Origin of the sequence: Mesoterricola sediminis (assembly GCF_030295425.1) — a bacterium.
GTDB classification, from domain to species: domain Bacteria; phylum Acidobacteriota; class Holophagae; order Holophagales; family Holophagaceae; genus Mesoterricola; species Mesoterricola sediminis.
This window is the reverse complement of record NZ_AP027081.1, coordinates 2,590,745-2,610,993: the sequence shown is the minus strand read 5'-3', so window position 1 is coordinate 2,610,993 and position 20,249 is coordinate 2,590,745. Positions and strand designations below refer to the sequence as shown.

Sequence of the window (20,249 nt, the reverse complement as noted above, 5' to 3'; positions counted from 1 at the left end):
GGCGGCCCTGGTCAGGGCCTCACTGCCACTGGCTGAAGTCGGCGACCCGCAGGAAGGCCCGCCGCAGGCGGTGCAGGAGGCTCAGGCGCGCGGCGCGCAGTCGCGGATCCTCGCACTTGACCATCACGGCGGTGAAGAAGGCCTCCAGCGGCCCGGCCAGGTCGGCCAGGGCGGCCAGGAGCGTGGCGTGTCCGGGGTGGGATTCCAGCCAGGGCAGCCGCTCGGCCAACGCCTTCTCCTCGGCCTGCTGGAGGCAGGCGGCGTCCAGGTCGTCGGAGGGGGTCTCGTCCTTGAGGATGTTGCTGATGCGCTTGGCGCTCTGGGCCAGGCTGGCGAAGCGGGGATCGTCGCCGAAGGCGGCGAGGGCCTCGCAGCGGGCCTTGAGATCGACCAGGTCCGTCCAGCCCGCGGCCAGGGCCGCGCGCCGCACGGGGGCGGGGTAACCGGCCTGCTCGATCTGGTAGGCCACCCGGTCCCGGAAGAAGGCCTCGAGGGCCTCCAGGGTCTCGGCCCGGGGCTTCGTGGCCCGCTCCCCGACCGCGTCCAGGGCCAGGGCGGCGGCGCGCATGGGGTTCAGGTTCCAGCCCATCTCGAAGAGGATGCGCACGATGCCCTGGCCCGCGCGGCGCAGGGCGAGGGGGTCCTTGGAGCCGGTGGGGATGATGCCCACGGAGAAGCAGCCCGCGACGGTGTCCAGCTTGTCGGCCAGGGCCACGACCCCGCCCAGGGGCGTGCCCGGGATGGGGGCGTCGCTGGCGTCGGGGCGGTAGTGCTCCTTCACGGCCTGCCACACCTTCTCGTGGGCGCCCTCGCGGCGGAGGTACTCGCCGCCCATGATGCCCTGCAGCTCTGGGAACTCGCCCACCATGAGGGTGACGAGGTCGCACTTGGCATACTGGGCCGCGAGCCTCCCGTCGGTGCCGTCGAGGCCCAGGGCCCCGGCGATCGCCTCCGAGAGGGCCATCATGCGCTGGGTCTTGTCGAAGTAGCTGCCCAGCTCCCGCTGGAAGGTGAGGTTCTTCAGCTTCTCCATGCGGTCCGCCAGGGGCTGCCTGCGGTCCTCGGAGAAGAAGAACCGGGCGTCGTAGAGGCGGGCCCGCAGCACCCACTCGTTGCCGCTCTTGAGGAAGCCGGCGGGATCGTCGGCGCGGTTGGCGGCGGTGAGGAAGCAGGGCAGGAGGGCGCCCGAGGCGTCCTCCACGCAGAAGGCCTTCTGGTGCTCCTTCAGGGAGGTGACGAGCACCTCCTTGGGCAGGTCGAGGAAGGAGGCGGGGAATTCGCCCTTGATGATCCTGGGCACCTCGACGATGAGGGCCAGGGTGCTCAGCAGCTCCTCGTCGGCGACGACGCGGCCGCCGGACTCGGCCGCGAGGCGGTCCATCTCCTGGGCCAGGCGGCTCCGGCGCGCCTCGAAGGACACGACGACCCCGGCCGCCTCCAGGGCGGCCTCGTAGGCCGAGGGCTCCGGCACGGGGACCGCGTCGGGGTGGTCCATGTGGTACAGGCGGTGGCCCCGCGTGGTGGCGCCGGCGGCGACGCCGTCCAGTTCGAAGGGCACGACGTCCGTCCCGAACAGGGCCAGGACGTTGCGGATGGGGCGCACGAACTCGAACGTGCTGTTCCCCCAGCGCATGGCCTTGGGCACGTGGAGCCCGGCCACGAGGCGGGGCAGGACCTCGGCCAGCAGGGCCAGGGTGGGCCGGCCCGGGCGCACCAGGGTGGCGACGGCGACGGGCTCCTTCTTGCCCGCGGGCTGCTCGAAGAGCACCTGGTCGAAGGGCACGCCCCACTTCTCGGCGAATTTCAGGCCGGTCTGGGTCGGCGCCCCGGCGGCGTCCAGGCACATGCGCTGGGGCGGGCCCACCTGGACCTCGCGCTGGTCGGGCTGCTGCTCGGGGATGCCCTTCACGCGCCAGGCCAGCTTGCGGGGGGCATGGAAGCGCTCCACGGCCGGGGTGACGGCGAGGTTGTCCCGGAGCCACGCCAGGAAGGCGTCGGCGAATTCCGTGGAGAGGGGCTCGAGGAACCGGGCCGGGATTTCTTCGCAGTGGATTTCCAGCAGCAGGTCCCTCATGCCAGCACCTCCTTCCCGCCCTCGGCAGGTGGCGCGGACTCCCGCTCCACGTAGGCCCGGGCGCAGGCGCACGTCAGGTCCCGGATCCGCTTGATGATGCCCGGGCGCTCCGTGGTGGACACGGCGCCGCGCGCGTGGAGCACGTTGAAGGTGTGGCTCATCTTGAGGGCCTGCTCGTAGGCGCTCAGGTAGTGGCCCAGGTCCTTGAGGAGGCGCCAGGCCTCCCGCTCATGGGCCTCGAAGCTCTGCCAGTGGAAGTCCAGGTCCGCGTGTTCGAAGCTGAAGGCGCTCAGCTCGAACTCCTCCCGCTGGCGCACCTCGCGGTACGAGACGGGGTGGACGCCGTCGTCCGTCTTCACTTCGCCCCAGGTGATGTCGTAGATGTTGTCCAGGCCGCCCAGGAACATGCAGATGCGCTCGATGCCGTAGGTCAGCTCCGCGGAGACCGGCCGGCAGTCCATGCCGCCCACCTGCTGGAAGTACGTGAATTGGCTGATCTCCATGCCGTCCAGCATCACCTGCCAGCCCACGCCCCAGGCGCCCAGGGTCGGGGCCTCCCAGTTGTCCTCCTCGAAGCGCAGGTCGTGCTTGCGCATGTCGATGCCCAGGGCCTCCAGGCTCTCGATGTAGAGGTCCTGCACCCGGGCCGGGCTGGGCTTGAGGAGCACCTGCATCTGCAGGTGCTTGTAGAGCCGGAACGGGTTCTCGCCGTAGCGGCCGTCCACGGGGCGCCGGGAGGGCTCCACGTAGGCCACGTTCCAGGGCTTCGGTCCCACCGCGCCGAAGAAGGTGAGGGGGTTCATGGTGCCCGCCCCCTTCTCCAGGTCGTAGGGCTGGCCGATCAGGCAGCCCCGGTCCGCCCAGAAGCGCTGCAGTCGAAGGATGAGCTCTTGAATATGCATGGGGATCCGCGGAAAACCTAGATTTTACCAGGGCCGGGCGGATCCGTCAGCCCGGAAAGGGGGAGGGAATTCGGCCCCCGGAGGCCCACCGCGTCCCGGACGGTCCGGCTCCGGCGGCCGGGGCCCAGAAGAACGCCCCGCCGGCCCTGGGGGGCGCGGGCGGGGCGATGGCGGGGCCGACGAAGGGCGCCGGGGTCGGGCCCGGCCGGCAGGGGCGTCCGCTCAGAAGCGGACGGTAACGCCCACCTCCGTGGTGCGGAGGCGGAGGGAGCCCAGCTGGACGGTGCCCGTGAAGGGCTGCCCCAGGGTGGTCTCCGCCGCCGCGACCCGGGCGGTCGGGGTCTGGCTGATCCGGTGGCGCACCTCCAGGGACAGGTGCTCCCGGAGTTGGTAGCCGACGCCGACCTGGGCGTAGGGCCGGTAGACGGCGTCATGGAACGCGTAGGTCCACACGCGGTCGCCGTTGAGATGGAGGTCGCCGGAGCCCTTGAGGCGATGGCGGCTGAGGCCCGCCCCCGCGAAGACGTACAGCCCCTTCCGCTCCGCATCCAGGTGGTAGAGGTAGTCGGCGCCCACGGACAGGGACTGGATGGCGAAGTTGCCGTCGGTCTGCACCTGGCTGGGGTCGACCCCCGTGAACACCAGTCCGGACTTGAAGTAATCATGGATGAGCTGGGTCCAGTCGGCCCGGGGCCGGATCGCGTGCCCGCCGCCCAGGTCCACGACGGCCTGGAAGCCCGCGGTCGGGCCGGATTTCGCGCCCAGGGAACGCAGGTCCCCGTTGGTGAGGACGGATCCGACCTGGAACCCGTAGACGGGCGCTTCGGACTCGCCGGCGGCGAGGGGGACGAGGGCCAGGGAGAGGGCGGCGAGCAGCGCCCGGGAGGGGGAGGTGAACGACATGGTACGGCTCCGGAAGGGGCCCGAGGGGCCTGGATGTTATAAACCGTTAATGCCAATTTCTCTCGCCAGGTTCCCGTGGGATGGACGGGTTCCCCTTCCTCCCGGCCGGGCAGGGGTGTCCCCCGTGCCGGGGCATCGCCTTCACCCCCGCCGGCGCGGGGATGCCTGTTCGGGCCGGGCGCGAGCCACGGCGGAAGCCGGGTTCAGCCCCGCTTCTCGGCCAGGTAGCGGTTGGCCAGGGCCACGGCCAGCTGGCGGGGGGGCACGTCCAGGCTGGTCCAGCCCCGGGCGGAGAGGCCCAGGAAGGTGCGGCGGCGACGTTCCAGGTAGGCGAGCACGGAGCCGGTGCGCAGGGCGGCTTCGAAGGTGGCGGGCACGGCCTCCAGGGCGGCGTCGAGGGCGGGGTCGCGCAGGCTGGCCAGCACCACCCGGTGGCGCCCTGCCAGCAGGCGGAGGGCAGGGAGGAGGGTCTCGTCATCCTCGTCCCGGGCGTCGGTGATCAGCACGACCAGGCTGCGCTTGCGCACGCGGGCCAGGAGGGCGCGGGCGGCCTCCAGGAAATCGGTGGGCTCCAGGCCGGCGTCGAGGCCGTACAGGACGTCGAGCAGGCCATCCAGGGCCTTGGGGGTCTTCCGGGGGGGCACGAAGCGCACGGGCCCGCCGAAGGTCAGCAGGCCCACGGCGTCCCCCTCGCGCAGGGCCACGATGGCCAGGAGGAGGAGGGCGGTCAGCATGTGGTCGAAGTGGGAGGCCCGGCCCTCCCGCGCCCGGAGGCGGCGTCCGCAGTCCAGCAGGCAGATCACCTGCTGGTCCCGCTCCTCCTGGTAGTCGCGGCTGATGAGGCGCCCCAGCCGCGCGGTGGCCTTCCAGTCCAGCTGGCGAAGGCTGTCCCCCGCGCGGTAGTCCCGCAGCTGATGGAACTCGCTGCCCTCGCCCCGGCGGCGGCGGCGGTGGATGCCCATGTCGGCGAGGCGCTGGCTCCGGGCCAATTCGGCGTACACCTTGACGGGCGAGAAGTCCGGGAAGACGCGGACCGGCGTGGGCCCGCCCAGGCGCGCGCCCCGCCACCAGAGGCCCAGGGGGGAGGCCAGGAGGGCGTGGGCCGCCCCGAAGGCGAAGGGACCCCGGCGGCCGGGGCGGACCCGGTACCGGACCTCGGCCCAGCCCTGGGCCGGCACCTCCAGGGTCACCGGCAGGCCCTGGACCTCGAAGGACCCGGGCAGGTCGTCGAAGATCCGGAGGGTGCGCCGTCCCGTGGCCGCCGCGCGGAGGCGGACGACGCTCCAGGTCCCCACGGGGAGGACGGCGGCCACCTGGCGGTCCAGGCCGGGGGCGCGGAGGCGCCAGGCCAGGCCGGCGTCCAGGGCCGCCAGGGCGATCAGGCCCCCCCCGCTCCAGGCCCAGGCGGCGTGGAAGACCGCGGGCCAGACGACGGCCAGCCCCGCCAGCGCGAACCAGGCGGCGGCAAGGGCGAGGAGGGGGCGGGCGGGCCTCATGTCAGGTCCGGGGGGCGTCCACCTGCTCCAGCAGGGCCGTGAGCAGGGCATCGGCGGTGAGGCCCTCGATCTCGCTCTCGGCGCTGGGGGTCACGCGGTGGCGGAGCACGGGCAGGGCCAGGGCCTTCACGTCGTCGGGGGTGACGTAGTCGCGGCCCGCCAGCAGGGCCATGGCCCGGGCGGCCCGCACGAGGGCGATGGCGCCCCGGGGGCTCGCGCCCACCGACAGGCCCATCCAGGCCCGGGTGCCCCGGGTCACGGCCACGGCGTAGGCCAGCACCGGGTCCTCCACCCGCACCTGGGCGGCGGCGGCCTGGAGGGCCACCACGTCCGCGGGCGTGCCCACCTCGGCCACGCCGTCCACCTGGAGGGCGTCCCCCACCTGGCCGGCGGTGACGAGGCGCACCAGGGCGCGCTCCTCGGCCTCGGAGGGGAAGTCGAGGGTGATTTTCAGGAGGAAGCGGTCCAGCTGGGCCTCCGGGAGGGGGTAGGTGCCCTCCTGCTCCAGGGGGTTCTGGGTGGCCAGCACCATGAAGGGGGCGGCCACCTCGAAGGCCCGGCCCTCAATGGTCACCTGCCGCTCCTGCATCACCTCCAGCAGGGCCGACTGGGTCTTGGCGGGGGCGCGGTTGACCTCGTCGGCGAGGAGGAGGTGGGTGAACACCGGGCCCTTCCGGATGCGGAAGCTCTCGGACTTGGGGTCGTAGATGGCGTGGCCCATCACGTCCGAGGGCATCAGGTCGGGCGTGAACTGGATGCGGGCGTGGCTGCCCCCGAAGGCCCGGGCCAGGGCCCGCACCAGCAGGGTCTTGCCCAGGCCGGGGTTCCCCTCGAGGAGCACGTGCCCCCCCGCCAGGAGGGCGGTGAGCACCTGGTCCACGACGGCCTCCTGGCCCACGAAGACGTGGCGGATCTCGCTCCGGACGCGCCCGGTGAGGTCCCGGGCCCAGGCGAGGAGCTGGGGGTCGAGGGTGTCGGTCATAGCTGCTTCCTCAGGGTTTCGAGGGTCCGGATCGCCTCCAGGAAGCTGTCCGGATCCTCGGCGGTGTCGTAGCGCAGGGCCTGGAAGACCTTCGCCTCGTCCAGGCCCGCGTGGCGGGCCAGGCGTTGGCAGAGGGCGTCGGGATCGAGGCCGGCCCAGCCGGGGTGGACCTGGGCCAGGCGGCGGAGGAAGGCGGCGCGGCAGGCCTGGAGGAGGGGCCGTCCGTCCTCCCTGCGCCAATGCCACTGGCCCGCCGCGTCCAGGTGCTCCAGGAAGCGGCGGCCGCCGGGGGGCTGGGCCTCGGCCATGGGCCCGAACCGGGCCGCCCGGGCCCACAGGACCAGGGCGGCCAGGGCCAGGCCGGCGAGGAGGAGGGGGCGGGCGTTCCGCCACAGCCAGGCGGCGAGTCCCGGGCGCCCCTCCCAGGCCACGATCCACACCCGGTGGGGCGCCTCGCCGGCTTCCGGCGCCCGCAGGGCCATGAGGCTGAAGGCCTCGGCGTGGTCCCGCTCCCCGAGGGCGCTGTTGGCGAGCCAGTCGAGGCGGGTGAAGGCGTAGACCTCGCCCGCGCCCCGGTTGATCTGGATGGCCTGGGTGCCTTCCGACGTGGCGGCCCCCGTGGGATCGCCCTTGCCCGTGAAGCGGAGGCGCAGGCCCTGGCCGGTGTAGAGGGTGACCTCCGTGCCCTGGATGCGGGCCTTCAGGAGCCCGGTCGCATCGGGGTCCCGGGCGGGCAGGAGGCGCAGGCTGAAGGGGCGGAACAGGGGATCCCGGGTCCGGGGGGCCCCTTCGGTTTCGGGCTCCAGCCCCTCCAGGATCAGGGTGCCGCCCCGGTCCACCCAGGCGGCGACGGCCCGGGCCTGGGCCTCGTCGGGCGCCACGCGGCGCCGGGGGAGGACGAGGGTGTCCTGCACGGGCAGGCGGGCCAGGTCCGGCAGGCCGTGGAGGCAGGTGGCCGGGTGCCCCATGCGCACGCTGAACCGCTGGAGGGCCAGGAAGGGGTTGGTGGCCGCCTGGCCGCGGTAGCCCTGCCAGGTGGGGACCTTGACCCACCGGTACGTGGTGGCCAGCCATCCGCCCAGGGCCGTGAGGAGGGCCAGGGCCGCGAGGGCGAGGGCGAGGCGGAGGCCCCTCACGGACGCCCCCCGCCGAAGTGCTCGGTCCAGAGGCCGCACAGGCGCCGGTCCCCCTCGTCGGGGAGGCGGCCCCCGTAGGCCAGGGCCCCCCAGGCGGCCGTCAGGTGGGCGAAGGTCGCGAAGCCCTCCGGGGCCAGCGCGTCCCGGGCCCGGGCCAGGCATTCGCCTTCGGTGGCCCCGGGGCCGAGGGCGACGCCCCGGCGCTGGACCAGGTGCGACAGGGCGGCGCGGTACAACAGGGACAGAGCGCCCCGCACGTCCCCGGCCCCCCAGAGCCGGTCGGCGGCCGCCCCGGGATCGGCGGGCAGGGCTTCGGGCCGCAGGTCCAGCCCGAAGAGCCGCTGGGGCGGGGCGGGGCGGCCGGCCTCGTCCAGGCTCGCCAGCAACGTGGGGCCCCGTCGCCAGAGGAGGTAGGCCAGTCCGGCGAGGAGGAGCAGGGGCAGGGCCGCCTTGAGGGCGAGGCCGCCCAGATTCGGCAGCCGGCGCATCCAGGGGGGGGGCGGGGCCACCTGGAGACCCGGACCCGCGGGGCGCCGGCGCTCCAGGACCCAGGTGTCCCGCCGGGTGGCGAAATCGGGGTGGGCCAGGACCTCCCGGATGGCCTCCCGCGGGGGCGGCGGGTCGGCGGCCCAGAGGGCGGGGACGAGCAGGAGCAGGAGGAGGAGGCCCAGGGCCCGCTGGGCGGCCCGGGCCCCCAGCCGGCGGAAGGCCAGTTCCAGGTCCCACCCCTCCAGCTGGACCCGGCGGTTCAGGTACAGGCCGAAGCCCCCGGCCACATGGAAGGGCTCGATGAGGATCATGACCAGCATGGGCAGGTAGACGAGGGCCTGGTCCACCCACGCCACGCGGGCGTCCCCGGACGCGAAGACCCGCTCCAGGATGTTGGTCCCGCCCTCGGGCCACAGGTAGCCGGCCAGGGCGACCAGGGCCATCCACCCCGCCGCCGTGAGCAGGCTGCAGGTGACCGCCAGGAGGACGGCCTGGGAACGCACCCGCTTCTGGAGCACCTTCTGGCGGGCCCGGAAGGCGCGGCCCCCCGGGGCTTCCAGCTGCCACACCGGCAGGGTGAGGCACCGGGCGGGGTCAAGGCGCCGCCAGAGCAGCTGCGCCGCCAGGCCCCGGCGCAGGCCCGGCCGCAGCTGGCGCCAGGTGTCCCGCAGGCCCGGCGGCGCCCCGAAGGCCGCCTTGGCCAGCACGTGGAGGAGGGGGCGGTCCAGGAGCGGCAGCAGCCACCAGAAGAGGAGCGGAGCCCAGCCGGGATGGCCGCGGAAGACCCAGCCGAGGCCGAGGGCCAGGGGCAGGGCCGCCGAGAGGAAGGCCGCCGCCGCCTGCCGGCCGTTCTCCCGGGCCAGGGCGAAGCCCAGGTCGATGGCTTCCCAGGCCGTCCGCGGTCGGGCCGCCACCCGGAGTTCATCGGGCACGGGTCCTCCCCGCCGCGAGGAAATAGACGAGCATGAGGGCCCAGAGGACGCCCCCCGTCGTGAACTTGACCGCCGGGGGCACCGCCGCGCTGGAGGACCAGAAGGCCTCCAGGGCCGCCGCCGCCACGTCCATGAGGGCCGCCCCGATCACCAGGGGCATGGCCTGGACCACCGCGGCGCGCAGGGCCTCGCCCCGGGTCCGCCGGCCCGGGGCCCACAGGGCCCAGCCCACCGCGAGGCCCGCGGCGCCGGAGAGGATGAGGGAGGGGAGTTCCAGGGCGCTGTGGGTGACCACGAAGGACCAGAAATTCCGCCCCAGGCCGGCGTGGGTCACCCAGCCGGCGGCCGCGCCTCCGTGCAGGCCGTTGTGCACGAGGAAGAAGAGGGCGCCCACCCCCATCAGGAGGCCCCCGGCGAAGGCCTGGAAGCCCACCCGGACGTTGTTCCAGACGTAGAACCCGAACATGCCCACGTCCGTGTCCGCCTCGCCGCTTCGCCCGAAGCGCCCGCCCTGGCCCTCGTACATGCCCTCCATGCGGGACAGTTCCTGGGGTTCCAGGATCACCTGGGCGGCCTCGGGCCGGCGGGCCGCGCCCAGGGCCAGGGACGCGAAGGGCACGCCGAAGAGCAGGGCGGAGGCCAGGACCGGGACCCGGAGGCGGCGCACGGCCCGGGCGAAGCCTCCCGCCAGGAAGGCGCCCCAGGACCGGGCCGGGTTGCCGGCGGGGCCGTAGAGGGCCTGGTGGCCCTGGCGGACCAGCCCGTTGAGGTGGAGGACCAGCCGTTCCGTGTAGCCGCGCTGGCGGGCCAGGGCCAGGTGGAGGCAGACCCGCCGGTAGGCCGTGGGCAGATCCCCCGAGGCGCCCCCGCAGAGGGCCTCGAACCGGGCCCAGGCCTCCCCATGCTGCCGCTCGAAGGCTTCCTGCTTCACGGGGCGCCTCCCCGCAGGACCCGGGCCAGGGCCAGGGTGCGGGCCACGCCCTCCCCGCCCCGGGCGCCCGTGAGCGGCTCCAGCAGGTCCGCCAGCTCCTGGGCCCGGGCCGGGGTGAGCGCCGGGACCCGTTCGGCGAAGTCCATGACGGCCCGCTGCTCCTCCAGGGTCAGGGGCAGGCGCGGCTCCAGGAGGGCCTCCCCCTCCGCCGGCGGGGGCAGGGCCCGGACCGGCGCCGGTTCCGCGTGCACCACGTAGGTGCCCGCGGCCAGGTCCCCCAGGCGCTGGAAGCGCCGGGACGCGAACATGGCGACGAGGCCCGTGCCGTAGGCGAAGGGGAGGAAGTCCACCACGGCCACGATGCTGCGGACCATGGACTGGGTCCAGGCCACGGGGGCGCCGTCCTCCCGCACCACGCGCAGCCCCAGGGCGGCCTTGCCCGGGGTGCGCCCGCCGTTGAGCACCTCGAAGGCCACCGGGTAGCCCCACTCCAGGAGGAAGAGGGCGAGGAACAACAGGCCGAGGCCCGTCTTGCCCAGGAAGGCGAAGCCGGGGCTGAGGGTGGCGTAGACGACCCACCGGATCAGGGCGTCCAGGAGCCACGCCAGGCAGCGGGGCACGGGTCCCGCGGGGCTGAGCGTCAGCTCCACGCCCTCGGGGGTCTCGACCCGCACCTGGGTGTCGATCATGGGCGCCTCAGGCCCTCACGACGATGGTGTCGGCGATCTGGTCGTGGAGGCACTGGCGGCTCTCCCGGAACACGAGCAGCGAATCCACGAGCGCGACCAGGTTCCCGATCCAGGGGATCAGGGTGCACAGGGTGAGGGGGAGGTACCGCAGGAAGAACACCCGGAGCAGGGTGACCCGCTCCCCGTTGGCGCGCAGGACCTTGATGCCCGTGATGCGCTTGCCGGCGGTCTGGCCCCGCTGGTGGATCCAGACGGCGTTGAGGGCCGTCATCGCCAGGGCCGCGAGTCCCGCCAGGCCGAGGATCACCAGGGAGGCGGTGCCGGGGCGGCCGTTGCCCGCGAAGGCGATGGCCGCCGTGACCCCGCCCAGGCCGAAGGGGATGCCCAGGAAGATGCCGTCCAGGATGGACGCCGCGAGCCGGGCGCCCCGGTCCGCCAGCTCCAGGCCGGCGCCCGCGACATCCTCCAGCGCCGCCTCAGGCGCCTGATAGCCCTGGTAGCCGTCCATGACCCGCTCCGTGGAATAGCCTCCATGATGCCACGGGGCCGGATGGATTGTGCCTTCCGTCCTTGCGCCCTGTGGTATGCCTCGTAGACTTGTTTTTTTCATTGGGATAACCATGGCCGGAAAAATCGCGCTCATCGCCATCGGCGGCAACGCCCTCCTCCAGGAAAAACACCGGGGCCTCCAGGAGGAGCAGCTGGACAGCGCCCGGCAGACCGCCGAGATGTTCGGCAACGTCATCCGGGCGGGCTACAGCCTCTGCATCGTCCACGGGAACGGGCCCCAGGTGGGGAACATCCTCATCCAGCAGGAGGAGGCGGCGAACCGCATCCCGCCCTACACGCTGGATATCTGCGACGCCATGACCCAGGGTTCCATGGGCTACATGATCGAGCGCACCCTCATCAACCGCCTGGCCTTCCTGGGGCAGGAGGTGCCGGTCACCACCGTCCTGACCGAGGTGGTGGTGGACAAGGACGACCCCGGCTTCCAGAACCCCACCAAGCCCGTGGGCCCCTTCTACCGCGAGCACCGCGCCCTGGAGCTCCAGGCCCAGAAGCGCTGGCACATGAAGGAGGATTCGGGCCGGGGCTGGCGGAAGGTCGTGCCCAGCCCGAAGCCGCTGGAGATCGTCCAGCTCGAGGCCATCAAGCTCCTCCTGGGGGCCGGCCACTGCGTCATCGCCGGCGGCGGGGGCGGCATCCCGGTGATCCGCGACGCCTCCGGCCTGCTGGTGGGCGTCGAGGCCGTCATCGACAAGGACCGCCTCAGCAGCCTCCTCGCCGAGAAGCTGGGCGCCGACACCTACGTGATCCTCACGGGCGTGCCCAAGGTGGCCCTGGACTTCGGGAAGCCCACCCAGCGCTGGGTCGATCGGCTCACCGCCTCAGAGGCGGCCCGCCACCTGGCCGAAGGGCAGTTCCCCCCGGGCTCCATGGGGCCTAAGATCGAATCCGCCCTGGCCTTCCTTCAGGCCGGGGGCTCCGAGGTCCTCATCACCAGCCCCGACGCCCTGGAGAAGGAGGACTACGCCACCGTCGGGACCCGCATCGTCAAGGACTGATCCATGTACGCGCTCGCCATCGTCCGCTACCGCAAGCCCATCGAGGTCATCGACGCCCTCCTGGACCCCCATCGGGCCTACCTGCGCGGCCTGAAGGCGCAGGGGCTGCTCCTGGCCTCGGGCCCCCTGGACCCCCGCAACGGCGGCGCCCTCCTCCTCCGGGTGCCGGACGCGGACCCCCAGGGGGCCCTGGACGCCATCCGGGACGGCGACCCCTTCGTGAAGGCGGGCGCGGCCCAGTACGAGCTGCTGCCCTGGACCCCCGTCATCGGCCAGGAAGGCCTCGACACCCTCTGATCCCCGCCGGACCCCCGGAGCCCCCATGCGAACCGCCCTCCTGCCCCTGGCCGCCCTCGTGGCCACGCCCCTCCTCGCCGCCGCCCCCGCCGGGCTCGACCTCGCCGGCATGTCCCGCGCCACCGCCCCGGGCGACGACTTCTTCGGGTTCGCCAACGGCGGCTGGATCGCGTCCACGCCCATCCCGGCGGACATGGCCGGCTACGGCACCGGCGCCATGCTCGTGGAGCTGACCCTGAAGCGGAACCGCGGCCTCGTCGAGGCCGCCGTCAAGGCGGCCCCCGGCACCGAGGCCCGCAAGGTGGGCGACTACTTCACGGCCTTCATGGACGAGGCGGCCATCGAGGCCCGGGGCCTGGCCCCCCTCAAGCCCTTCCTCGACCAGGTGGCCGCGGCGGGCGACGTCAAGGCCCTGAGCGGGCTCCTGGGCAGCACCCTGCGAGCGGACGTGGACGTCCTCAACGCGACCCGGTACGACACCCCGCACCTCTTCGGCCTGTGGGTGGCCCAGGACCTGGACAACCCCTCCGCCTACAGCCCCTTCCTCCTCCAGGGCGGCCTCACCATGCCGAGCCGGGACTACTACCTGGACGGCTCGGAGGCCATGAAGGCCGTGCGCGCCAAGTGCCTGGCCCACATGGAGGCCATGCTGGCCCTCGCCCGCGTTCCCGATCCGGCGGGGACCGCCGCGCGGGTCCTGGCCCTCGAGACCCGCATGGCCCAGGTCCACGCCTCCCACACGGAGACCGAGGATGTCCTCAAGGGCAACAACCACTGGACCCGCAAGGAGATCGAGGCCCGGGCCCCCGGCATGGACTGGGGCGCCTTCTTCCGCATCGCCGGCCTGGCGAAGCAGGAGACCTTCGTCGTGTGGCAGCCCGGGGCCCTGAAGGGCCTCTCCGCCCTCGTCGCCTCCGCGCCCCTGGAGGACTGGAAGGCCTGGCTCACCTTCCACGCCCTGGACGACGCCGCGGGCGTGCTGCCCAAGGCCTTCGCCGAGGAGGCCTTCGCCTTCCACGGCCGGGTCCTGGCGGGCACCCCCGAGATGCCGGCCCGGTGGAAGCGCGGCGTGGACGCCGCCAGCGAGGCCCTGGGCGAGGCCCTGGGCAAGCTGTACGCGGCCAAGTACTTCCCGGCCGCGGAAAAGCGCCGGGCCGAGGCCATGGTCCGGAACATCCTCGCCGCCTTCAGCCGTCGCATCGACGCCCTGGACTGGATGAGCCCCTCCACCAAGGCCGAGGCCAAGCGCAAGCTCAAGGCCCTCAAGGTCGGCGTGGGCTACCCGGACCGGTGGCGGAGCTACGCGGGGCTCGAGGTGAAGCCCGGCGACGCCTTCGGCAACGCCGAGCGCGCCTCCCGCTTCGAGTACCAGCGGAACCTGGCCAAGCTCGGCCGGCCCGTGGACCGGGGCGAGTGGGTGATGACCCCCCAGACCGTGAACGCCGTCAACCTCCCGGCCATGAATGCCATGAACTTCCCGGCCGCCATCCTGCAGCCCCCCTACTTCGATCCCCGGCACACCGCCGCCATGGGCTACGGCGCCACCGGCGCCACCATCGGCCACGAGGTGAGCCACAGCTTCGACGACCAGGGCGCCCTCTTCGACCACCAGGGCCGGCTGCGCAACTGGTGGACCCCCTCTGACTTCGAGCATTTCAAGGCCGCCGGGGCCCGGCTCGCCGACCAGTTCAGCCAGTACCGCCCCTTCCCGGACTTGGCCGTGAACGGCAAGCAGACCCTCAGCGAGAACATCGCCGACGTGGCGGGCCTGGCCGCGGCCTACGACGCCTACCGCATGGCCCTGCGGGGCCGGCCCGCGCCCCAGGCGCAGGGGTTCACCGGGGACCAGCAGTTCTTCCTGAGCTACGGCCAGTCCTGGCGCGAGAAGCGCCGGGAGCCCGCCCTCCGCCGCCAGATCCTCACCGACGGCCACGCCCCGGAGGCCTGCCGGGCCGACACCGTCCGCAACCTGGACGCCTGGTACAAGGCCTTCGACGTGAAGCCCGGCCAGAAGCTCTACCTGGCGCCCAAGGACCGGGTCAAGATCTGGTAGGCCCCACCCCGGCCGGCGGTCCGGGCCTCAGGGCGCGGCGGGGGCGGGCTCCGTCTGGAAGCGGGTGCGGGTGAGCCAGACGGTCAGCTCCTTGCCGTTGTCGCCCTTGCCCGCGTAGGTGAGCTTGACGGGGCCCTGCCGGTCCCGGCGGGTCACCTTGACGCCGGGGCCCTCGCCCTCGGTCAGGAGGCGGTGGAGGGCGGTCGGGCTGCCCAGCTTGGGCAGGAAGGGCAGGGCGAGGCCGCCCAGGGTGAGGGCGCGCTGGTCGACCTCCTGGCGGGGGATGATCAGGTGGTAGCCGTTCTTGGCGTCGCCCTCCAGGAAGGCCAGGCGCTCGCCCAGGCCCATGAGCTCGAGGAGGGTGCGGCCCGTGCCGGGGTCCACGAGGACGGTCAGGGTGCCCTTGCCGGAGCCGTCCGGGCTCGCGTAGCCCCAGTCGTACTGGGCGCGCACGACGGGAGGGGGCGCCTGGGCCGAGAGCAGGGCGGCCGCGGGCAGGAGGAGGAGGGCCCTCATGGGGCCTCCACGCCGGGGTCCGCGTCGTCGTCGGCGTACTCCTCGGCCTCCGGGTCCGGGGCGTCGGCCTGGACCGCGCCGCGGCGGTCCTTGGCGAGCCGGGCCTTCAGGTCCTGGACCTGCTTCTCCACGACCTTGCGGTCGGGGAAGGCGAAGGCGAGGGCCCGCTCCCACTCGTCCAGGGCCTCCTGGGGGCGGTCCAGCTTGAGGAGGGCCTCGCCCAGGTGGCGGTGGACCTCGGGGCTGTAGGGGCTCTTGGCGGCGGCCTTGCGCAGGGCGGCCTCGGCCTCGGGGAAGCGGCCCTGCTTGTAGAGGGCCCAGCCCCAGCTGTCCAGGGTGGAACTGTTCTCGGGGTCCTTGGCCAGGGCGGCCTGGATGAGGCGGGAGGCCTCCTCGAGGTCGCCGCCCCGCTCCAGGATGAGGTAGCCCAGGTTGTTCTGGAGGGTGGCGTTGCCCGGGTCGAGGCGCTGGGCCTCCCGGAGCACGTCCAGGGCCTGGGCGGGCCGGGCGAGGCTCTCCAGGGCGTTGGCCTCCAGCAGGAGCAGGTCCACGCCCCCCGTGAGGGGCGCGGCGGCGCGGGCCTTGCGCGCCGCCTCCAGGCACCGGTCCCAGACGTTGAACTCGGACCACATGACCGCCATGGCCTCCAGGTCCAGCTGGGAAAGGGCGCTGCGGGAGCGGGCGTGGGAGAAGAAGCCCTCGTCGAAGCGGTCGGCGGGGATGGCCGAGGCCCGCCGGAAGACCATCTGGCGGGGGAAGCGCTTCATGCCGTCCCGGAGGAGGACGCGGGCGTGCTTCCAGTCGCCGGTCTGGATCAGGGCCTGGGCGCGCAGGGCGAGGATCTCGCCATCCCCGCCGGCCTCGGGCCAGTCCCGGGTCAGGGCCAGCAGGTCCGCGGGGCGGCCCTCCAGGAGGAGGCAGGAGGCGTAGAGGACCTTGATGGAGGCCGCGAGGGTCGCGTCCTCCGCGGCCAGGCGCCCGGTCTCGGGGAGCAGGGCCTTCCACCGGGCCTCGGCCTCGGTGAACCGGCCCAGCTTCATCAGGCAGTAGGCGGAATTGGCGGAGGTGCGGGGGGTGGGCCGGAGGACCTCGGCCCGGCCGAGGGAGGCCAGGGCGGCGTCGAAGCGGGCGGTGCGCATCTGGATGAGGGCGATGTTCTCCCAGACGATGGAATCCTTGGGCAGGAACTGGGCCAGCCGGGTGAAGCTCTCCTCCCCGTGGCCCAGGAAGCCCTTGTCCACCTGGTCCCGGGCCAGGTCCTCCAGGAGCCGGAGGTACTTGGGGTCCGTGCCCTGGCGGGAGCAGAGGCCCAGGACCGCCTCCCGCCGCCCCTCGTAGTTCTGGCCCTTCTGGGCCAGGTCCAGGGCGCGCTCGAAGGCGTACTCGTAGAGCAGCTTGCCGCCGATGGACACGTAGGGGTGGAGGCGGCCCACGTTCAGCCAGGAGCGGAGGGCCCCCGCGTCGTCCTTGGCCGCCTCCTGCACCTCGGCGAGGCGGGTCCAGATCTCGGGATCCCCGGGGAGGAGCTGGGCGGCGCGGTTGAGGGCCTCCCGGGCCTGGGCCAGGGCCTGGGGCTTCGACCCCCCCTGCCAGAGGCGGTAGCGCAGGATGGCCAGGTGGGCCCAGGCCTCGCCGCTGCGGGGGTCGAGCTGGGTGGCCCGCACCGCGGGGTCCACGGCGCCGGCCAGGTCCCCGGTCTCGAGGATCGCCTCCGAGAGCCGGAGCTGGGCCTGGCTACTGGTGGGGACGAGGGCGGTCACCCGGCGGTAGAGGGCCGCGGCGCCCTTGGGGTCGTCCCCGCCGGTGCGGAGCTGCAGGGCCCGGGCCTGGAGCATGAGGGCGCGGGGGTCCTCCTGGGCGGCGCCGGGCGTTCCCGCCCCCAGGACGATGAGGAGGGCCAGGGCGGGAAGGAGCTTGCGGATCACGTGGGCATCTCGGAGGACTGGAGCAGGCGGGCCATTCGTTCGTGGGGACGTCGCCAGACCTGCGGGGGGAGCGGCCTCTGGTCCGCCAGCGCGTGGGGACGGGGCAGAATGCAGTGTATCCGCGATTCCCCCGGGCCATCGGCGCCCACGGCTTTTTTGTCCCGGCGCAGCAGGGGAAGGCAGGCCTCCCAGGCGGGGAGGTCGGGGCGGAGGGGGGCGAGGCGCGCGGCCATGGCGGCCAGCAGGTCCCCGGGGAAGGGGGGCAGCCCCTCGGCTTCGGCGAGGAAACATGCAGCCAAGCAGCCAAGCCCCACCGCCTCGCCGTGCAGGAGGCGGAAGGCGGAGGCCGCCTCCAGGGCGTGGCCCAGGGTGTGCCCCAGGTTGAGGAGGCGCCGCTCCCCGGCCTCCCGGGGATCCCGGCCGACGATTTCGGCCTTGGTCCGCAGGGCCCGGGCGAGGCTGTCGGCGCCGGGCATGCCCGGCGCCAGGAGCGCGCGGGCCCAGGCGGCGTCGCCGGCCATGAGGGCCATCTTCACCAGCTCCCACCGGCCCGAATCCAGCTGGCGCGGGGGCAGGGTGGCCAGGAAGGACCGGCAGGCCACGAAGCGGGCCGGATGGTGGAAGGCCCCGGCCAGGTTCTTGCCGGCCGCCAGGTCCACGGCGGTCTTGCCGCCCAGCCCCGCATCCACCTGGCTCAGGAGGGTGGTGGGCCAGGCGTGCCAGGGGATGCCCCGCATGTACAGCGCGGCGGCCAACCCGGCCATGTCGGTGAGCACGCCGCCCCCCACGGCCACGACGGTGGCGGCGCGGTCCAGGCCGGCCTCCGCCCAGCCCTCCAGCCAGGGCACCAGGACCTCCAGGCGCTTGGTGGCCTCCGAGACGGGCACCCACCGGGAGCCCGGCGGTTCGGGCAGACCCGCGGACCGCCAGGTGTCCCGGACGGCCGCGTCCCCCAGGAGGACCCACCGGCCCTCGGGCAGGAGCCCCGCGTGGGGGGCCTCCTCGACGAAGATCCGCGTGGGCAGGCCGTCGGCCGCGGGCAGCTCCATCAGCGCCCCTTCAAGGTGGCTTCGGCCTGCATCTCCACCCCATCGCGGAGCCAGCGGATCAGCACTTTGTCCCCCGGCTTGCGGCCGGTGAGGGCGGCCATGTAGTCGTAGATGCCCTTCACCGGGGCGTCCCCGATGCGGATGATGATGTCGCCGCCCTTGAGGCCCGCGGCCTCGGCCGCGGAGCCGCGGGAGGTGTCCGTGATGCGGAACCCGGCCTTGTTTTCCGTGAAATCCGGGAGGATGCCCAGGGAGACCCCCATGGGGGAGGCGTCCCGGGCGGACTGGACCTTGGCGGTCTCCGGGTCGAAGGCGGGCACCTCGGCCGAATCCGCCAGATCCTGCACCACCCGGGCCACCATGGCCTCCACCCGGGCCATGCCGTCGTAGTCGATGCGGTCGGCGGTGTCGGTGGGCTTGTGGTAGTCCTGGTGGAGGCCGGAAAAGAAGAAGAACGTCGGGATCTTGCTGGCCGAGAAGGACATGTGGTCGGATCCGCCCACGGCGGCCCCCACGTCGGTGCCCAGGGCCAGGCCCTCGGGGGCGAAGGTCCGCGCCCGCTCCAGGGCGGCCTTGGGGGCGCCGAGCCCGCCCATGAGGAGGGTGGGCCTGGCCTTGTCGAGGCGTCCGACCATGTCCAGGTTCACCATGAACTTGATCTGCGCCAGGGGCACGGTGGGGTTCCGGGTCCAGGCCGCCGAACCCAGCAGGCCCTCCTCCTCGCCGCTGAAGTGGAGGAAGAGGATGGGGCGGGCGGGACGTTGGCGCTTGAACCGGCGGGCCAGTTCCAGGGTCATCACGCTGCCCGAGCCGTTGTCGTCGGCGCCCGGGTGGATCTGGCCCCGGCCCGCCTCCCCGGCGGCGGAATGGCGTTCCCCGTGGCCCAGGTGGTCCAGGTGGGCCCCCACGGCGATGATCTGGTCCCGGAGCTTCGGGTTCCGGCCCGGCAGCAGCACGGCCAGGTTGGGCAGCTGCACCTCCTCGCGGGCGAGGGCGAGCTTCAGGTCCAGGGTGGCGCCGGGCTCGGAGGTCTGGGGCAGGCCCGTCTCCACGAGGCGGGCCCGGAGGGCGGGCAGGTCGAGCCAAGGCGCGAGGGTCCGGGCGGGGAGGCTCAGGATGGGAAGGTGCAGCTCGGTGGGCCCCTCCTCCCGGCCCAGGGTCCGGGGGGCGTCGCCCTCCTCCACCAGCAGGATGGCGGCGGCTCCGGCGGCCTCGCAGGCGCGGATGCGGGAGAGCAGGGCCGTCTCCGCCCGCTTCACCTGGGCGAAGGCGGCGGCTTCGGGCAGGCGCCGGAAGATGACGGCGGCCCGGCCCTTGAGATCCCCCAGGTCGTCGTAGGCGCCGGCCCGGAGGCCGCAGCCCACGAAGCGCAGGGGCAGGGCCTTCAGGTCCGCGCCGGCGCTGTAGCCGAGGGCCTCCACGTCGCGGCCCCAGGTGAGGGGCCGGCCGCCCAGCACCGCGGCGGCCTCGGTGCGCTTCACGCGGGCGATCCACGCGTAGCGCTGGACCTTCGGCCTGAGGCCCAGCTTCCGGTAGGCCCGGGCCACGTAGGCCACGGCCCGCTCCAGCCCCGGATCCCCGTTGCCCCGTCCCGCCAGGGCGGGGGAGGCCAGCACCGTCAGGTCCTGGCGCATGCGGGCGACCGCCGGCGGTTCGGCGGCCAGGCAAAGGGTGAGTCCGGAGAGGAGGAGGGCCCGCATCAGAGTTTTTCCCGGTATTCGTCGGCCTCGTCGTCCAGGCCGCCCTCCTTGCGGAAACGCTCGGCCAGCTGATCCAGCTCGATGTAGCGGTCGGCCGCGTCCATGACCTTGTTGGCCATGGCCGAGCGGAACCCGGCCACCTCCACCCGGACGCCGTTCTGGGCGAGGGTCTGGAGGGGGTAGGCGAAGTCCTCGTCGCCGCTCACCAGGATGATGAGGTCCACCTTGTCGGCGTAGTTCATCATGTCGGTGGTGATTTCCACCTCCAGGCGCGCGCGGCGCGTGCCGTCCCGTTCCTGCTTGACCGGTTTCTGGACCACCCGGAAGCCGTTGCGGCGCATCCAGTGCAGGAAGCCCCGCTGACGGTCGGCCGTCTCGTCCACGCCCGTGTAGAAGAAGGCCCGCAGGAGTTCCCGGTCGCGGCCCACCAGCAGTGCGAGGAGCCTGCTGTAGTCCACGTCGTAGCCGAGCTGGCGGGCGGAATGGAAGATGTTGTTCCCGTCGATGAATACGGCGCAGCGCATGTGGGCCCCACCTTGAAACCGGGCTTTCCCCGGGCATGTGAATAGTTCCGCTCTCGCGGATGAAACATGATGGCATGACAGCA

The 20,249-nt window shown here is 73.6% G+C and carries 18 protein-coding genes; 3 read left to right on the top strand and 15 right to left on the bottom strand.

The features are described from left to right. Positions 1-19 precede the first annotated feature (19 nt). The 10 genes from glyS to R2J75_RS11430 form a co-directional block, all read right to left on the bottom strand. Entirely contained in the window at positions 20-2,074 is a 2,055-nt protein-coding gene (glyS, locus tag R2J75_RS11475) for a glycine--tRNA ligase subunit beta (RefSeq protein WP_243332147.1), read from the bottom strand. After that, positions 2,071-2,976 (bottom strand): glycine--tRNA ligase subunit alpha, encoded by a 906-nt coding sequence (locus R2J75_RS11470; RefSeq protein ID WP_243332149.1) that lies wholly within the window; start codon positions 2,974-2,976, stop codon positions 2,071-2,073. The genes glyS and R2J75_RS11470 overlap by 4 nt, the downstream gene beginning before the upstream one ends. A 222-nt stretch (positions 2,977-3,198) precedes the next feature. Further along, positions 3,199-3,879 (bottom strand): outer membrane beta-barrel protein, encoded by a 681-nt coding sequence (locus tag R2J75_RS11465; protein ID WP_316410216.1) that lies wholly within the window; start codon positions 3,877-3,879, stop codon positions 3,199-3,201. 203 nt (positions 3,880-4,082) lie between these two features. Next, a complete protein-coding gene (locus R2J75_RS11460) occupies positions 4,083-5,375 on the bottom strand; it encodes a DUF58 domain-containing protein (RefSeq protein ID WP_279342177.1) in 1,293 nt (430 codons plus the stop codon). Between the two features lies 1 nt (position 5,376). Further along, positions 5,377-6,357, bottom strand: a complete 981-nt coding sequence (locus R2J75_RS11455; protein ID WP_243332155.1) for an AAA family ATPase — start codon at positions 6,355-6,357, stop codon at positions 5,377-5,379. Continuing rightward, positions 6,354-7,493 (bottom strand): DUF4350 domain-containing protein, encoded by a 1,140-nt coding sequence (locus tag R2J75_RS11450; RefSeq protein ID WP_243332260.1) that lies wholly within the window; start codon positions 7,491-7,493, stop codon positions 6,354-6,356. The genes R2J75_RS11455 and R2J75_RS11450 overlap by 4 nt, the downstream gene beginning before the upstream one ends. Further along, positions 7,490-8,914, bottom strand: a complete 1,425-nt coding sequence (locus R2J75_RS11445) for a DUF4129 domain-containing protein (RefSeq protein ID WP_316410215.1) — start codon at positions 8,912-8,914, stop codon at positions 7,490-7,492. Before R2J75_RS11445 ends, R2J75_RS11450 begins: the two co-directional genes overlap by 4 nt. Then, positions 8,904-9,845 (bottom strand): stage II sporulation protein M, encoded by a 942-nt coding sequence (locus R2J75_RS11440; protein WP_243332157.1) that lies wholly within the window; start codon positions 9,843-9,845, stop codon positions 8,904-8,906. Before R2J75_RS11440 ends, R2J75_RS11445 begins: the two co-directional genes overlap by 11 nt. Then, positions 9,842-10,534 carry an RDD family protein gene (locus R2J75_RS11435; protein ID WP_243332159.1) on the bottom strand — a complete coding sequence of 231 codons (693 nt, stop codon included), beginning with the start codon at positions 10,532-10,534 and terminating at the stop codon, positions 9,842-9,844. The genes R2J75_RS11440 and R2J75_RS11435 overlap by 4 nt, the downstream gene beginning before the upstream one ends. 7 nt (positions 10,535-10,541) lie before the next feature. After that, positions 10,542-11,042, bottom strand: coding sequence for an RDD family protein (locus R2J75_RS11430; RefSeq protein ID WP_243332160.1), 501 nt, complete (start codon positions 11,040-11,042; stop codon positions 10,542-10,544). A gap of 112 nt (positions 11,043-11,154) precedes the next feature. Between R2J75_RS11430 and arcC the strand changes: the two genes are divergently transcribed. Genes arcC through R2J75_RS11415 form a run of 3 tightly spaced genes read left to right on the top strand, consistent with a single transcriptional unit; the run spans position 11,155 to position 14,452 of the window. Next, positions 11,155-12,102, top strand: a complete 948-nt coding sequence (arcC, locus tag R2J75_RS11425) for a carbamate kinase (RefSeq protein WP_243332162.1) — start codon at positions 11,155-11,157, stop codon at positions 12,100-12,102. Positions 12,103-12,105: 3 nt separating this feature from the next. After that, positions 12,106-12,399, top strand: a complete 294-nt coding sequence (locus R2J75_RS11420; protein ID WP_243332164.1) for a YciI family protein — start codon at positions 12,106-12,108, stop codon at positions 12,397-12,399. Positions 12,400-12,424: 25 nt separating this feature from the next. Beyond that, positions 12,425-14,452 carry a M13 family metallopeptidase gene (locus tag R2J75_RS11415; RefSeq protein ID WP_243347159.1) on the top strand — a complete coding sequence of 676 codons (2,028 nt, stop codon included), beginning with the start codon at positions 12,425-12,427 and terminating at the stop codon, positions 14,450-14,452. Between the two features lie 27 nt (positions 14,453-14,479). Here R2J75_RS11415 and R2J75_RS11410 read toward each other — a convergent pair whose 3' ends face one another. From R2J75_RS11410 to R2J75_RS11390, 5 genes are read right to left on the bottom strand one after another with little or no spacing between them, the layout of a single operon-like run. Beyond that, positions 14,480-14,968, bottom strand: a complete 489-nt coding sequence (locus tag R2J75_RS11410; RefSeq protein ID WP_243332168.1) for a hypothetical protein — start codon at positions 14,966-14,968, stop codon at positions 14,480-14,482. Continuing rightward, positions 14,965-16,893 (bottom strand): tetratricopeptide repeat protein, encoded by a 1,929-nt coding sequence (locus tag R2J75_RS11405; RefSeq protein WP_243347157.1) that lies wholly within the window; start codon positions 16,891-16,893, stop codon positions 14,965-14,967. Before R2J75_RS11405 ends, R2J75_RS11410 begins: the two co-directional genes overlap by 4 nt. Further along, on the bottom strand, positions 16,890-17,942 hold the full coding sequence (locus R2J75_RS11400; protein WP_243332171.1) for a 3-dehydroquinate synthase: 1,053 nt from the start codon (positions 17,940-17,942) through the stop codon (positions 16,890-16,892). The genes R2J75_RS11405 and R2J75_RS11400 overlap by 4 nt, the downstream gene beginning before the upstream one ends. Beyond that, on the bottom strand, positions 17,942-19,642 hold the full coding sequence (locus R2J75_RS11395; protein ID WP_316410203.1) for a M28 family peptidase: 1,701 nt from the start codon (positions 19,640-19,642) through the stop codon (positions 17,942-17,944). Before R2J75_RS11395 ends, R2J75_RS11400 begins: the two co-directional genes overlap by 1 nt. Continuing rightward, positions 19,642-20,166, bottom strand: a complete 525-nt coding sequence (locus R2J75_RS11390) for a LabA-like NYN domain-containing protein (RefSeq protein WP_243332175.1) — start codon at positions 20,164-20,166, stop codon at positions 19,642-19,644. Before R2J75_RS11390 ends, R2J75_RS11395 begins: the two co-directional genes overlap by 1 nt. Positions 20,167-20,249 lie beyond the last annotated feature (83 nt).

Excerpts from the sequence above, each read along its gene's own strand:
- R2J75_RS11435 (WP_243332159.1), bottom strand. The coding sequence starts at position 10,534 with ATGATCGACACCCAGGTGCGGGTCGAGACCCCCGAGGGCGTGGAGCTG.
- R2J75_RS11430 (WP_243332160.1), bottom strand. The coding sequence starts at position 11,042 with ATGGACGGCTACCAGGGCTATCAGGCGCCTGAGGCGGCGCTGGAGGAT.
- R2J75_RS11420 (WP_243332164.1), top strand. The coding sequence starts at position 12,106 with ATGTACGCGCTCGCCATCGTCCGCTACCGCAAGCCCATCGAGGTCATC.
- arcC (WP_243332162.1), top strand. The coding sequence starts at position 11,155 with ATGGCCGGAAAAATCGCGCTCATCGCCATCGGCGGCAACGCCCTCCTC.
- R2J75_RS11460 (WP_279342177.1), bottom strand. The coding sequence starts at position 5,375 with ATGAGGCCCGCCCGCCCCCTCCTCGCCCTTGCCGCCGCCTGGTTCGCG.
- R2J75_RS11415 (WP_243347159.1), top strand. The coding sequence starts at position 12,425 with ATGCGAACCGCCCTCCTGCCCCTGGCCGCCCTCGTGGCCACGCCCCTC.
- glyS (WP_243332147.1), bottom strand. The coding sequence starts at position 2,074 with ATGAGGGACCTGCTGCTGGAAATCCACTGCGAAGAAATCCCGGCCCGG.
- R2J75_RS11395 (WP_316410203.1), bottom strand. The coding sequence starts at position 19,642 with ATGCGGGCCCTCCTCCTCTCCGGACTCACCCTTTGCCTGGCCGCCGAA.
- R2J75_RS11390 (WP_243332175.1), bottom strand. The coding sequence starts at position 20,166 with ATGCGCTGCGCCGTATTCATCGACGGGAACAACATCTTCCATTCCGCC.
- R2J75_RS11455 (WP_243332155.1), bottom strand. The coding sequence starts at position 6,357 with ATGACCGACACCCTCGACCCCCAGCTCCTCGCCTGGGCCCGGGACCTC.
- R2J75_RS11470 (WP_243332149.1), bottom strand. The coding sequence starts at position 2,976 with ATGCATATTCAAGAGCTCATCCTTCGACTGCAGCGCTTCTGGGCGGAC.
- R2J75_RS11400 (WP_243332171.1), bottom strand. The coding sequence starts at position 17,942 with ATGGAGCTGCCCGCGGCCGACGGCCTGCCCACGCGGATCTTCGTCGAG.
- R2J75_RS11410 (WP_243332168.1), bottom strand. The coding sequence starts at position 14,968 with ATGAGGGCCCTCCTCCTCCTGCCCGCGGCCGCCCTGCTCTCGGCCCAG.
- R2J75_RS11465 (WP_316410216.1), bottom strand. The coding sequence starts at position 3,879 with ATGTCGTTCACCTCCCCCTCCCGGGCGCTGCTCGCCGCCCTCTCCCTG.